Annotated in this window: 14 protein-coding genes; 7 read left to right on the forward strand and 7 right to left on the reverse strand. The window is 36.6% G+C overall.

From position 1 onward, the window contains the following. The first annotated feature begins 96 nt into the window (after nt 1–96). Nucleotides 97–483: a hypothetical protein gene (locus tag ABD005_RS11660; protein WP_343817559.1), complete on the forward strand. Its 387-nt coding sequence runs from the start codon at nt 97–99 to the stop codon at nt 481–483. Nucleotides 484–689: 206 nt separating this feature from the next. Here the strand turns inward: ABD005_RS11660 and ABD005_RS11665 are convergent, their stop codons facing one another. From ABD005_RS11665 to ABD005_RS11680, 4 genes are all read right to left on the reverse strand, one after another. Continuing rightward, nucleotides 690–920: a hypothetical protein gene (locus ABD005_RS11665; RefSeq protein ID WP_343817561.1), complete on the reverse strand. Its 231-nt coding sequence runs from the start codon at nt 918–920 to the stop codon at nt 690–692. Nucleotides 921–956: 36 nt separating this feature from the next. Further along, nucleotides 957–1250, reverse strand: a complete 294-nt coding sequence (locus ABD005_RS11670; RefSeq protein WP_343817563.1) for a hypothetical protein — start codon at nt 1248–1250, stop codon at nt 957–959. A gap of 724 nt (nt 1251–1974) precedes the next feature. After that, nucleotides 1975–2358: a HopJ type III effector protein gene (locus tag ABD005_RS11675; protein WP_343817565.1), complete on the reverse strand. Its 384-nt coding sequence runs from the start codon at nt 2356–2358 to the stop codon at nt 1975–1977. Continuing rightward, a complete protein-coding gene (locus tag ABD005_RS11680; RefSeq protein WP_215979243.1) occupies nt 2358–2618 on the reverse strand; it encodes a DUF2999 family protein in 261 nt (86 codons plus the stop codon). Before ABD005_RS11680 ends, ABD005_RS11675 begins: the two co-directional genes overlap by 1 nt. A 196-nt stretch (nt 2619–2814) precedes the next feature. Here ABD005_RS11680 and ABD005_RS11685 point away from each other — a divergent pair, with 196 nt between their 5' ends. From ABD005_RS11685 to ABD005_RS11710, 6 genes are all read left to right on the forward strand, one after another. Continuing rightward, entirely contained in the window at nt 2815–3321 is a 507-nt protein-coding gene (locus ABD005_RS11685) for a YgjP-like metallopeptidase domain-containing protein (protein ID WP_343817567.1), read from the forward strand. Between the two features lie 133 nt (nt 3322–3454). Next, a complete protein-coding gene (locus ABD005_RS11690; protein ID WP_215979245.1) occupies nt 3455–3628 on the forward strand; it encodes a hypothetical protein in 174 nt (57 codons plus the stop codon). A 110-nt stretch (nt 3629–3738) separates the two neighbouring features. Beyond that, nucleotides 3739–4515: a hypothetical protein gene (locus ABD005_RS11695; RefSeq protein WP_343817570.1), complete on the forward strand. Its 777-nt coding sequence runs from the start codon at nt 3739–3741 to the stop codon at nt 4513–4515. A gap of 27 nt (nt 4516–4542) precedes the next feature. Next, nucleotides 4543–5028 (forward strand): hypothetical protein, encoded by a 486-nt coding sequence (locus ABD005_RS11700; protein WP_215979247.1) that lies wholly within the window; start codon nt 4543–4545, stop codon nt 5026–5028. A 269-nt stretch (nt 5029–5297) separates the two neighbouring features. Next, a complete protein-coding gene (locus ABD005_RS11705; protein WP_343817572.1) occupies nt 5298–6092 on the forward strand; it encodes a FimV/HubP family polar landmark protein in 795 nt (264 codons plus the stop codon). 389 nt (nt 6093–6481) lie between these two features. Further along, a complete protein-coding gene (locus ABD005_RS11710; RefSeq protein ID WP_215979249.1) occupies nt 6482–9115 on the forward strand; it encodes a TonB-dependent receptor plug domain-containing protein in 2634 nt (877 codons plus the stop codon). 90 nt (nt 9116–9205) lie between these two features. Here ABD005_RS11710 and ABD005_RS11715 read toward each other — a convergent pair whose 3' ends face one another. The 3 genes from ABD005_RS11715 to ABD005_RS11725 are packed head-to-tail and all read right to left on the reverse strand — an operon-like array spanning nt 9206 to nt 12042. Next, nucleotides 9206–9769, reverse strand: a complete 564-nt coding sequence (locus ABD005_RS11715; RefSeq protein ID WP_343817574.1) for a CBU_0592 family membrane protein — start codon at nt 9767–9769, stop codon at nt 9206–9208. Then, nucleotides 9769–10746: a transporter substrate-binding domain-containing protein gene (locus ABD005_RS11720; RefSeq protein ID WP_343817576.1), complete on the reverse strand. Its 978-nt coding sequence runs from the start codon at nt 10744–10746 to the stop codon at nt 9769–9771. Before ABD005_RS11720 ends, ABD005_RS11715 begins: the two co-directional genes overlap by 1 nt. A gap of 3 nt (nt 10747–10749) precedes the next feature. After that, entirely contained in the window at nt 10750–12042 is a 1293-nt protein-coding gene (locus ABD005_RS11725) for a hypothetical protein (protein ID WP_343817578.1), read from the reverse strand. Nucleotides 12043–12226 lie beyond the last annotated feature (184 nt).

A 12226-nucleotide genomic window follows, 5' to 3' on the forward strand; every position in this document is an offset into this window, starting at 1 on the left:
AAAACTGTGACCAAGATTAGTTAGCCACTCCATTATGCTAAATGTCTATTCGGAGTCAGAAGTAAATTAAGATCAATTAAATAAGTGAGAAATACCATGAGTAATAAAAATAAAGAAGTTACCACCGTACAAACTGTAATTAATACCTTATTCATTGTTGCATTTATAGCATTTTGGGTGTGGATAGCTGTTAGTCCTGATCCAATTAAACCTGCTACAGTAGTTGAAGTATCAGCACCTATAACTAAAACTTATATTGCTCCTACTCAGCGTAAAACATTTGCTACGGGTAATGAGCAAGGTTATGGTCATGAAGGGTTAACTCTTGAGGCATATTGTGCCATACAGTACGCTAGGGGGGATAATCCTACATCTGAGTGTATGCCTGATGAACGTGAACCCGCGGGTCATTCTTGTGCATCAAAAGCTGGACGTGGTGAATGGTTATCAGACTACTGTTATAAGAAGGGATATCGTAAATAACTAAAGCGATCATTATGAGGCATAAAAAAGAGGGACAGGCGTAGATTAGCTAACTTAAATACTCAGCTACACTTAAGTGACGTGGTTTAATGGATTCGACTACCTGTCCATTTAATTCTCTCATTATTCATTCAAAAACAAGCTGACCGATAAGTCAACTTTACCACTAAAAATAACGTATTGTTTTAATTATTACAGGTTGATATCTATTTAGATGAATCACCATCACCAAATATGCTATTAGCTACAAAAAAACCTAATAATATTTCGCCAACAGCCATACCGGCAAATACCCCTCCTGATCCCGCTGAAACAAGAACAAATATAATAGCTATTATACTTATTATATTTGCACCAACACTTGACTTACCATATATCGCAGTAACAAGACCAAGAATAAAACCTATCACGATCCCTATGATAATCATCATCAACATTACTTCTATCCTTTATTATTTATATTTTATAACGCTTTATCTAAAACGACACTGACCACTTGCACTTTGACCTCTATTATTTATAACTTCAATTGGAAATGTATCACCTTTGAAGGTTCCCGTTTTATAGGTATACTTTGAATTAGCATATTCATACCATCCTTTGAAGGTTTTACCTTGATAAGGGTGACGATACTTGCTGTTTACGGTCAACACTTTATCGCTAACGGAAATATTGAAATTTCTACCATCATCAGTAGTGCAGTTTGCTTGGTAAGCATGAGATAAGCTCGAAACACAAAGTACACATAAACCCAAAAAAAATCTCATCTTTTATTTCCCTATTAAATTACATAAATCGCAACTGTCGGTTAAGTTATCGACATATATGTTTTGAACTCACAGACAGGTTAACAATAGGGTAACCTATTGTTAATAATTAAATTAATGACATTGATAATACGATAACGGACGATATGTAATAAATATATTTATCAAAAGGTTATTTGATTTGCCTCTTTACTTCGTCATCGGCACTGGTAGTCTTCTTCGACTGTGAGTAACATAGAAAGATCAAACGTTATATTTCTGCTATTTGCTCACACTTCTCTGCTAAAAGCAATCTCATTATCTTGACTTTATTAAGCCATATGATGCATTACTTAATGTAAGTATTCATTGACAATCTATCGTGAACTTGTGCAAATATGGGGTTCAAGCCGAACAAACTACTCATTTACCAAAACTTTCGGTTAGTATATTCCCTAAATATGATCCTGAATTTGTAAAGGCTTTATGTCCGCAATTGGCTAGCTACCGGCTTTATCGAGAGTACTATTAAGTCAGAATCTATACTAAAAAATACCAGTCAGATATGAGCTACTATACATTAGCGCTAGTACAGTGGCACTAATGTATAAGCCTTATAGCACTTAGCCTCCGACGATAAAGTTAACAACGAAAGAATTCACAACTATAAAGTACCGTATAAAACCTTAACCTAGCGTTCTTTAACAGTAACGCTAGGCTAGTTTAACTAGTTGTTATTGACTAATTACAGTGCCGTTAACGCTACAGCATTAAAGTTGATACCAGCCCAACCCGTTTTGATGAAGTTACGAATATTGCCGTGATCTTCACCTTGTGGATGCGCTAAAACATCTTCACGATAAAAACGACCAAAACAAGCCAGTGTTTGCGGCTCAGTTAATTGATTCAGTTGAGCAAAGGCAAATATTTTACATGAGCCTTCATTAGTACCTGCTTCATTAAGTAATGTGCCGTTAGTAAACGTCACCGGCGAATAGTGGTAGTTTTGAGCAATCACTTGCATAACTTGCTCAAAACTAACGATATCTTCTTGAGGTGAGTTAGCTTGCGCTGTTAATGCGTCAAGTAATGACGCTAGCGAGTGCTCTGTTGAAATAGTACTGCTCATTAAGCATTACCTTCTTTAAGCTTAGCTTTTGCCGCTTCTACTTTAGAGAAATCTAAACCTAGCTCATTAACAGCTTCTTCAATTAAGCCAGGATCAGCCATCACTAAGCTCATAATTTCTTGTAGTTTTTCAGGCGGTAAACCTAACTGTGCAATAAACGCCATCGCCATCATAGGGTTTTCAGTTAAGGCATTAAATAATTCGTTAATTTTTTCATCACTAACATTTAATTCTTTTAAAATTTGTATAATTGGGTTCATTGCGCATTTATCCAGGTTATAAAGTGAGTAACACTTGAAGCTATTATCAAGGTGTTATTTATAATGCGCACTTTAACAAATTAACAGCGATATTAAAATCACGTATACTGCTTAATTGCTTAACTTTGCTTAAAAACGCACAGACAAACGGCAATACGTAAACGCCCTATTACCAATATAAAAGCCCAATAATAACATGCACTCTCACTTAAAATACCTTGCAAGCTACTCACCTAAAATACAAGAGCAAGTACAAGCCATGCTTGAAAAAAAGTCACTGGCGAAGTATTTACTGAACAAATACCCTACAACCCACAGTATAACGAGTGATAAAGCCTTGCGCGTTCATATTATGGCGCTAAAAAATCAATATTTAAAAAAGTCACCGCCCATTAGCCAAATAAAATATGATGATAAAATTCACATTATAAATAATGCACTTGGCTTGCATACTTATGTATCACGCGTTCAAGGCAATAAACTAAAAAGCAAAAATGAAATTCGTATTGGCAGCTTATTCAAAAAATCACCCGAGGCTTTTCTGAATATGATTGCTGTCCATGAGTTAGCACATATTAAAGAGAAAGATCACAATAAAGCGTTTTATCAATTGTGTGAATATATGCTACCTGAATATCACCAACTGGAATTGGATTTACGTATTTATTTAACCCAAGTAGAATTACTCGGTGATATTTATTAAGCAGTTACATTCTATTAAAATCAAATCAGCATGTGCTTATGCCGACTAAAACGGTAAATGCAGTAAGCAAATTGCCCCAAAAAAAGCCTAAACTAAAACCTCAACTAAAGCCTAAACTACAGAGAGCACAAGTATGTCAGACACTATTGTTAAGTTTGAATTTGAAAAAGAGAATAAAAATAGCATTCGCTACAAAGAAATCCCCAAAGAAGGTATGCCGCCTATTGTTGGGACTATATACGTACAAAAATGGTTTGCGGGTGAGTGTAAAAACCTCGAAATAACCATTAACAAAAAAGATAAGTAAATCATTATTCCTTTAAAAAACTTTTCTAAAGAGTAACTTACCTGAATGAAATTTGATTTCTAAGAGCAAATAATATAGCGTAGTCGCCAATTCACTAAATGGACTTAATCATGAAAAAAATATTCGCTTGTATAGCGCTTAGCGCACCACTATTTTCATACGCTTTCGAGCATGGAAAAGTTTATTATAGTTTTGACTCTGAAAATGAAGCCCGTGTTATTGTTGTTCCTGCCGAAGAAGACAACCATTACTACATTAACTACCGTAATTTTAACCACCATTACGATAATCAAACCCTGCTTTATAAACAAATAAAGAATAATATTAATGAAGGCTTTTACTATCAGCTTGCCGATACTGCGCGTGTTAACCTGCGTAATGAGCTAAATAAAACCTTAATTCACGGCACTTTATACTCTTACTCAACCGTTTTTTTAGATGATGATTCTAAAACGAAAATCATTTATGCCGGCGATGCTGATATTGTCCAAGCGCGCAATGTCAAAGAGGCTTATCATAAAAGACAGCTTGATGTGAGCAGTAAAGTTGCCGCTAAAAAATTAATCAAATCAGCACAAGAAAACTTTAACAGTGCCTGTAAACAAGCAGTGAATATTGATATTGATTGGAACGCTTTTGTTTCTCAAGAATTAAAAGCCGCCCCTGCAAAACTATCGAGCTATTTAGGCGCACTCAGTAAAATATGTGCCATAGACAGTGATTATTTAGAAGCGGTTAACAGCATTACGCAAATTAAGGTATCTCCTGCTGAGGATACAACTCAGCAAAAAGTCACCTTAGCTGATAATCAATTAACGATTCAAATCGCCAGCGAACAACCTAATTTGCCTGAAACAAGTTACCAAGCAATTTTTACTATTTTATAACCAACCTACTAACGTAAAGGAAATATAATGAAGAAAACACTACTTACCGCGGCTATTTGTACATTATTAGCAACGACGGCTCATGCTGGCGTAAAAGACAAAAAAGCCATTAAAGCAGCTGAAGCAGGTATTGCTACTGAAATAGCTAAAGTAAAAACCGCTTGTGGCAACGCGGCGCTTGAAGTTAATGTTTCATGGGATGAATATAAAGCCATGATCAAAGCAAATGAAGCCGTTCTTAAAGAAAACCGTGAGCAAACACAATGGATTTACGCACAAGGCGGACAGCGTACTATTAGCACACTAGAATCACTTGCAAAAATATGTGCTGATGATGAAGACTATAAAGAAGAAATCGCTAACTTAACGAAAGTGATTGTTACTCCTAAAGCAGAATACAAAGACTATAAAAGTGAATTTACCCTTGATGGCACTGTATTACATGCTAAAACAGGTCACCGCATGACACGTAGCGCGAGTGATTTCACTAAACGATTAAAAGCACTTTACTAACCTTTAGGTTATTAAACGTACGTAATTAAAAACTAAACGTACATAATTAAAAACGAGTGCATGGTCACTCGTTTTTTTATGCTGAAATATTAACACACGTTAATTCATTGAGCCCTAATTACTCAAAAGACATGAGCAATATGGAGTTACCCTATTAACTACTTATAAATCTCGTTCGGTTTTATAGCCGCTACAGATAAAAAGATTAAACAATCGACTTATAAATGCTAATGTCATTGTAGATTCGCATTTTCAATAGAGAGTAGTTGATGAATTTATTCCGTATTTTTAGCTTTTTATCCTGCTATTTATTCAGCACTTACACCATGGCTGCTGTCGACTACATTAGTCTGCATGATATTGAACTAAACACGCCACAAGCCTTAGCAATTAAACTTAATATTATTGAAAGTGCAGAAAAGCCACCACTTAAGTTTGTGTTACAACAGGGCAGCAAAAAGCACACGCTTTCTTATCAGCGACTCAACCAATACATGCTGCGAGTTCAAGGTAACCAAAGACTAACGGGCACTGCCAACTTGGTAGTTTATACGACAAATAATGATCTCTGGGAAATCATTAATACAATTAAACTCAACATACCCCCTACCAATAAAGGGCACATGACTGCTGATACCTATTCAAGCGCTGAGCAAATAACATCAACTAAACCGATGGTTGAAACCACAAAAAATCAGCCCTTGGCTAGTCGTTTACCAACATCGTCACCTGACAATACCAGAACAAATAGCAGAACAAATACCAGCACAAATATCAGCCAAGTAGCAGCTAACCAGTGCGTATTAACAAAACAACCACAAGAAACACTTTGGCGCATCGCAACACGTTATGCTCCACAATGGAATATTGACGTTTATAGTGCGATGATTGCTATTTATAACGCCAATAGAAACCAGTTTAGTCAACAACATATCAAACTATTAAAAGCCAACGCGACACTAACCTGCCCTACGAAAAATATTATGGCAAGCCTTGGTAGTAAGAGCTTAATGGAAGAAGAGTTTGAGCGCTTGCACAATAAAAAAGTGATCATTGAGCCTTAAATATATCTTTACAGCCACATTTAAATTTTACGTTCACTTTTCTATTTTCATTTTTATATTCTCTATTTTTACTTTTTCACTTTTTCACTTTTTCAACACTAACAAAATACATAACAAGTTATACCATAGGCTTGCTCACGTACTGTTTTGTATTGTTGGTAATGTCCCTTTTAGAATAATTATTCGCATATTGTTAATTAAAAAACAAACAAACTATTAATCAATAACTTATTTTGGTATAAAAAGCATACGATTTGATTGTTGCATATGCTGAAAGGTTTCTTTTTGACCAACAAATAGAAACGTTTATGTAATTAAATCAAACATAAAATCCACCAGTCGAAGTGGAAAACATACTAATAATTATCTTAACAAGTAAAGGAAGTTACATGAGAAATCAAAAGGTAAATAAAAACTTAAAAAAACATACGTTAGCATTAAGTATTTCAGCAGTATTGCTAACAGCACAAAGTTATCATGCTATGGCAGCAGATACAGAAGACGTTGAGCGCATTGAAATAACCGGCTCTCATATTAAACGTGGCGATATGGAAGGTCCTTCGCCAGTAACCTCAATCAATGCTGATGCTATTGCTAATAGCGGTGTCACAGATCTCATTGGTTTATTTGCCAAACTGCCTATGGCAGGACAAGGTACTTTTTCTACCCAAGGCAACAGCAGCGACAACACCAGCAATGGAGGCTCTAGTGTTTCACTTCGAGGCTTAGGCGCAGACTCTACACTAATACTTGTTAATGGCCGTCGTGTTTCTGTTTCACCGTTTGCCAATAATATTGATACCGCTTTTGTTGATATTAATAACATTCCACTAGCAGCAATAAAACGTGTGGATATTCTAAAAGATGGCGCCTCGGCAACCTATGGCTCAGATGCCGTTGCAGGTGTTATCAATATTATTTTACGCGATGATATAGAAGGCGTGGAGCTATCCGCTAAGCTCGGTGATACTGCTGACGGTGGCGGTAAAGAACAAAACTTAAGCATGGTATGGGGTAACTCAACCGATAAGTCTAGCCACACCTTTACCCTTGACTATTTTGATAGAGAAGAAATTCTCTATGGTGATCGCGATTATGCTAAATCATCAAACCAAGCCGCATTACGCCCTAATGATCCATTCGCCACTGACTTTAGAAGCTCAGCCGGTTATCCTGGTACCATTGCCTTAAGATCTGATTCAACTATTCGCATGGCAGACACCTTTGGTAATGACGTTTGCTCACCTGAAGACATCGTTGGAGATTTATGTCGTTACGACTATGCACCGATGATGACATCAGTGCCAGAAACAGAACGTGTTAGCTTTCTATACATGGGTAAATACGAAGTAAATGATAATATACGTTCATTTATCGAGTTAAATGGACAACATGCTAAAACCCGAATTCACGGTGCTGGTAGCCCAAGTTTTAATGAATTATTTATGGATGGTGATAACATAAACCACCCTTTTGCTGACATGCCCGATCATGATTTTTACCAACAAGACTTAACCATGAGACGACGTATGGTAGATATTGGTAACCGCGAAAAAGCGGTTAGCTCAAATTACTATCGAGCTATCATGGGGTTGCAAGGTGAAGTAAAAGACTGGAATTGGGAAGTTGCTTACAGTTACATTAAAAGTGAATCAACAGAGCGCGGTGTTAATGGTTTCGCTAATACACGTAGAACACAAGAAGCAATTGACAGTGGCTTATGGGACCCTTTTGAACCATCAAGCAATAGTCAAGAATCGTTAGACTATATTGAAACCACAACAACCCGTGTCGGTACATCAACCAGTAAATCTCTCGATGGTAAAATTAGTGGCCCTGTTATGGAAATGACACATGGTGATGTTGGGCTTGCCGTTGGTTTTGAATACCGTGAAGATGCCATTAGCGATAATCCAGATGATCAATTTATTCGTGGTGAAATTTTTGGTACTGAGGCCACACAAGCTAATGGCTCTCGCGACAACATCGCCGTTTTTGGTGAGTTAGCTGTGCCAGTACTTGAAACACTAGAAATTCAATTTGCGGTTCGTTATGAAGACTATAGCGATTTTGGTTCAACAACAGACCCTAAAGTAGCCTTTATTTGGCAACCTACCAACTCGTTATCACTGCGAGGCTCTTATGGCACTGCTTTTAGAGCGCCATCGTTACATCAAATAGGCTTAGGTAATACTGATGAGTCACCCAATTTAGTTGATAACCCTCGTTGTGACGCTGTTGGAAACATTAACAAAGCCTGTGAGCCACAAGAGTATACTGCTGTTCTTTCAGGTAACGCAGACTTAGGCCCTGAAGAGTCTGCAAGCTATAACCTAGGTGTTATTTATGAAGTGACTGATAGCTTTGACTTTTCTGTTGATTACTACAATTACGATATTGAAGATGTTATCACCAAAGATACCCAATTTAAAATGGATACCCAAGGTCTAGACCCCAATGTAGTTGAGCGTTTACCATCAACTATTCCAGGTGACCCAGGTGAAGTGGTGAGAATTTTCGATAAATTTGAAAATATTGGTAATATCACCACATCGGGTTTAGATATTGAAGCAAACTACGCATTACCCACAGCTATAGGCGACTTCAAATTTACCTACGTTGTTAACTATGTATTAGAGTTTGAGGATTCTCGCCCTAACGCTGATGGTACTATGCGTATTGATACCCAAGCAGGTGATTTTGAACAGCCAGAAGTGCGTTGGACCTTTAATACCTCATGGATTAAAGATGACTGGAACGCCACCTTAGCGGTTAACTATATTGGTGAATTCAAGCAAGACGCTTCAGTAGCAACAGAAGGTATGTCTGACATTGATGCTTGGACAACGGTTGACACTACCATTAATTACATCGGTATAGAAAACACTACCTTAACACTTGGCGCAACCAACTTATTAAATGAAGAGCCGCCATTTACCTACCATGACTTTATGGGCTTTGTTAATTCAACTCATAATAGCCAAGGTCGTTTTGCGTATGTAAAAGCCAGTTATAAATTTTAGCCCGTTAACCTAATGAAAAGCTAGCTAGAGTGTTAGCTAGCTTTTTACCTTAACAACATAGCGCAATAGCGCATAACCGACCTTTAAGGTTTAATCTATCAAGTGCACCTGCTCAATTTTTGAGTAAGCACCGTACGCTGAAATAATTGCCCAGCAAACTTCTAAGCCAAATACTGGCCAGTTTTGTTGACTCCACAAAATAGGTAAAAGCACACTTGCAGCATATACATTTAACAATAAGTAATTAACATGAGTTAATTTTTTACTGCAAAATAAGAAGTACGACAAACAAAAAACATAACTTGATGACCAACCTAAACATGAATAAAACATTAATGAACTCCATCCATGTTGATAGCCAATAAACGCTGACCATACTAAGAGTAAAATAAAGCCTATATAGAAAAGTGATTTTGATAAAGGGATTTTCGCAATATCAAACTTTATTAATAACAGTATAGAAACAAGCGCCCAAAACCCATTAATAACAACAGCTTGATAAGAAATTATAATTAATGAACTCACCACTAAAGATAAAGCAGCAATTAGATTAGCGCTATAATATAACTTGGGGTTCCAGTTTTTTACAATTGAAATATAACTGTGATTTATAAGATACAAAGCCGAGCCAAACCAACCTAAAAATGTAATCATTACTGTACTTCTAAGTGCATATTTTTAACATAAAGCTCTTTACCCACATGCGGTCCGTTTAATACCACAACATGGCTAAGATCAATCATACTTTTATAAATACGATCTGTACTTGATGGGCTAATAATTTTATCGCTCCACTGTAATATCAACACTCGGGTTCCGCGAGGTAAAGTGTAGTATTGTGTTTCCTCCGTTAGTGTTGTTTGTCCAACGATTGCTGGGTAGCCTTCTGCGGCAATTAATCTGGCGATATCTTGAGGTTTAAAACGCTCAACTGGCTTTGGTTGTAAGCTCTGTATGTTTTTTACTTGCGTCAGCAACAAATTAACATCGGTAATTAAGGCAATGCCTTCTTTTGTATTAGGAGCTATCAAATGAAGAGAGTCATGCCCTACTATTTTATCAACCTGCTTTATCAATAGCGCTTGATCTCGGTAGGTATTATTAAGCAGAGTATTCATTACACTTTCAGTCATAGGTAAAAAATCTATTTCATTTTTTAACAAACTTTCCAAAGCTACTTTTTCATTAGGATATGTCACGGCATCATGAAGGTATTCATCAATCGTTTCACCATAGCTATAACCCGCTACTTTACCAAACTTATGCTTAGATAATTGCCCAGTATTTAATTGACTTTCATACTGACGATTATAATAAATACGGCTCGTTACACTAAAAACAGCATCAGAATACAACACACGTTTTGCACGATTAACGGTCTTAAAATAAGGGTACGCTGCTGGCTGCTTTCCCTTTGCGACCAATTCAAACGCTAAGTCATAATTTTTATATCCCCATGCCACCGTTTGTTGCTCTTGCTCTAATACTTGCTTTAATATATCTGCGGCTGTGCCTAATGGTTTATGCTCAGCATTAATATACGGAGCCCATTCGTTAGTTGCGACCGAGATGGTTTTAGCTATCCCAAATGTAGGCATAAACGCTAATAGTATGATTAATTTATAGTTCATATTTTAATTTCGTTTGATATATCGATAAACAATAATAAGTAGTAGGGTTAAACCAAAGCCAAAAGAAAACATAATATCGGCATCAATTTCGGCTATTAGGCCTAAAAAGTAAGAACTTTTACTATCGTTATAATCTAACGCGGGGCGACTCATCATCTCGCGACTAAATTCAGTTAAATATAAGGACAATTCGAAAACGGCAAAAAAGCTCAATGCGACAAGTAAAAAATCAGTCATGATCGTACTTCGCTCTCGCTTCTTGTTATCTTCTTCTTGCAACCTAGCGTTACATATTTCAATCATCCGATCAGAGTTTTCAACCAATTGTTCAAACTGCCAACCATTAAGAATGTTTTCTAATAGTGCTCTATTTGGTCTATTGAGAAATTTAATATTTTCATAAAAAGCAATTTGATTGAGGCGACAAGCAGTACGTGTATTTGCTAATACCTTATCAATTTTATGCTTTTTTACTCTAGCGTAAGCGGCTTCAATTGAGCCACGTAACGCACTGTTACAATGCTCTTGTGCTACATAGTAATATTGAGCTAGAACCATGATTTGAATATTAGAGTCTTCTCCTACAGCTTTAGCATTTTTAACGGCGTAATTAAGCCATGTCATTGAATAATTCTTGTGGCCGGAAATAATATCCGCTGCATCTTGAGGTCGGCTGGTATTTTTTAACCATGAGGTAAGTATTTTAGCCGTACTTTCCTGCTGAATATCGTCATTATTAAGAATTAGCGTTCTCGCAATCCAAGTTCCTATATCTGCAGATGACTCTCCAGAAAAAACAAAGTCTTTCGACAATTGAGGGTGAAGTTGCTTTAGATCTTTACAAAAATCTTCATAATGAAGTGTAATTTGCTCTTTTGCTATGTTTTGAACGCGAGACTCAAGCACTTTTATCAATGAATCAACAGACCCTGTTGATGTGCTTAGCGCTGTTATGTCTACTGTAAACTCTACTTCAGCTATTGCTATATGATTAGCAAACACATGAAACATTACATTAGGGTCTTTAGACGGTGACCAGCACATCAATCGAATATCTTTAGAATTATCATCCGTCGACTGATACTGTATTACCTCATTTTGTTGACCGCCCAAATGAAGCACCTTCCCTTGCCAATTCATTTCAACTTGATTGCCATTGTCGTCCGTTGAAAACTCAAGATTGACCGACTTTAATGACGAAATGAATGTAGGTGAAAACTGATCTACCCCAAGATACAAACTAAGCGGCGAGTGAATTGGCGCAATTCCACGAAAAGTGAGCTGAGAGTTTGACATTACTACATTACTAACTGTTACTTAAAGTGATGTTCATAGGGTACCAATACCCCCTTAAAATATCTATTAAATATATCTCCTGTAGCTTATTGTAATAATTTAATATTACTTAACCATGGTGGCGATTTGGTGTACATAGCAAAAGCACAAGGCGCGTGTTTTAGGTGTGTATTTGGCTAATGTA

The organism is Colwellia asteriadis, assembly GCF_039523295.1.
Taxonomy (GTDB): Bacteria; Pseudomonadota; Gammaproteobacteria; order Enterobacterales; family Alteromonadaceae; genus Colwellia; species Colwellia asteriadis.

Bases quoted from the DNA above. Each gene is read 5' to 3' on its own strand.
- ABD005_RS11660 (WP_343817559.1), top strand. From the start codon at position 97: ATGAGTAATAAAAATAAAGAAGTTACCACCGTACAAACTGTAATTAAT.
- ABD005_RS11665 (WP_343817561.1), bottom strand. From the start codon at position 920: ATGTTGATGATGATTATCATAGGGATCGTGATAGGTTTTATTCTTGGT.
- ABD005_RS11670 (WP_343817563.1), bottom strand. From the start codon at position 1,250: ATGAGATTTTTTTTGGGTTTATGTGTACTTTGTGTTTCGAGCTTATCT.
- ABD005_RS11675 (WP_343817565.1), bottom strand. From the start codon at position 2,358: ATGAGCAGTACTATTTCAACAGAGCACTCGCTAGCGTCATTACTTGAC.
- ABD005_RS11680 (WP_215979243.1), bottom strand. From the start codon at position 2,618: ATGAACCCAATTATACAAATTTTAAAAGAATTAAATGTTAGTGATGAA.
- ABD005_RS11685 (WP_343817567.1), top strand. From the start codon at position 2,815: ATGCACTCTCACTTAAAATACCTTGCAAGCTACTCACCTAAAATACAA.
- ABD005_RS11690 (WP_215979245.1), top strand. From the start codon at position 3,455: ATGTCAGACACTATTGTTAAGTTTGAATTTGAAAAAGAGAATAAAAAT.
- ABD005_RS11695 (WP_343817570.1), top strand. From the start codon at position 3,739: ATGAAAAAAATATTCGCTTGTATAGCGCTTAGCGCACCACTATTTTCA.
- ABD005_RS11700 (WP_215979247.1), top strand. From the start codon at position 4,543: ATGAAGAAAACACTACTTACCGCGGCTATTTGTACATTATTAGCAACG.
- ABD005_RS11705 (WP_343817572.1), top strand. From the start codon at position 5,298: ATGAATTTATTCCGTATTTTTAGCTTTTTATCCTGCTATTTATTCAGC.
- ABD005_RS11710 (WP_215979249.1), top strand. From the start codon at position 6,482: ATGAGAAATCAAAAGGTAAATAAAAACTTAAAAAAACATACGTTAGCA.
- ABD005_RS11715 (WP_343817574.1), bottom strand. From the start codon at position 9,769: ATGATTACATTTTTAGGTTGGTTTGGCTCGGCTTTGTATCTTATAAAT.
- ABD005_RS11720 (WP_343817576.1), bottom strand. From the start codon at position 10,746: ATGAACTATAAATTAATCATACTATTAGCGTTTATGCCTACATTTGGG.
- ABD005_RS11725 (WP_343817578.1), bottom strand. From the start codon at position 12,042: ATGTCAAACTCTCAGCTCACTTTTCGTGGAATTGCGCCAATTCACTCG.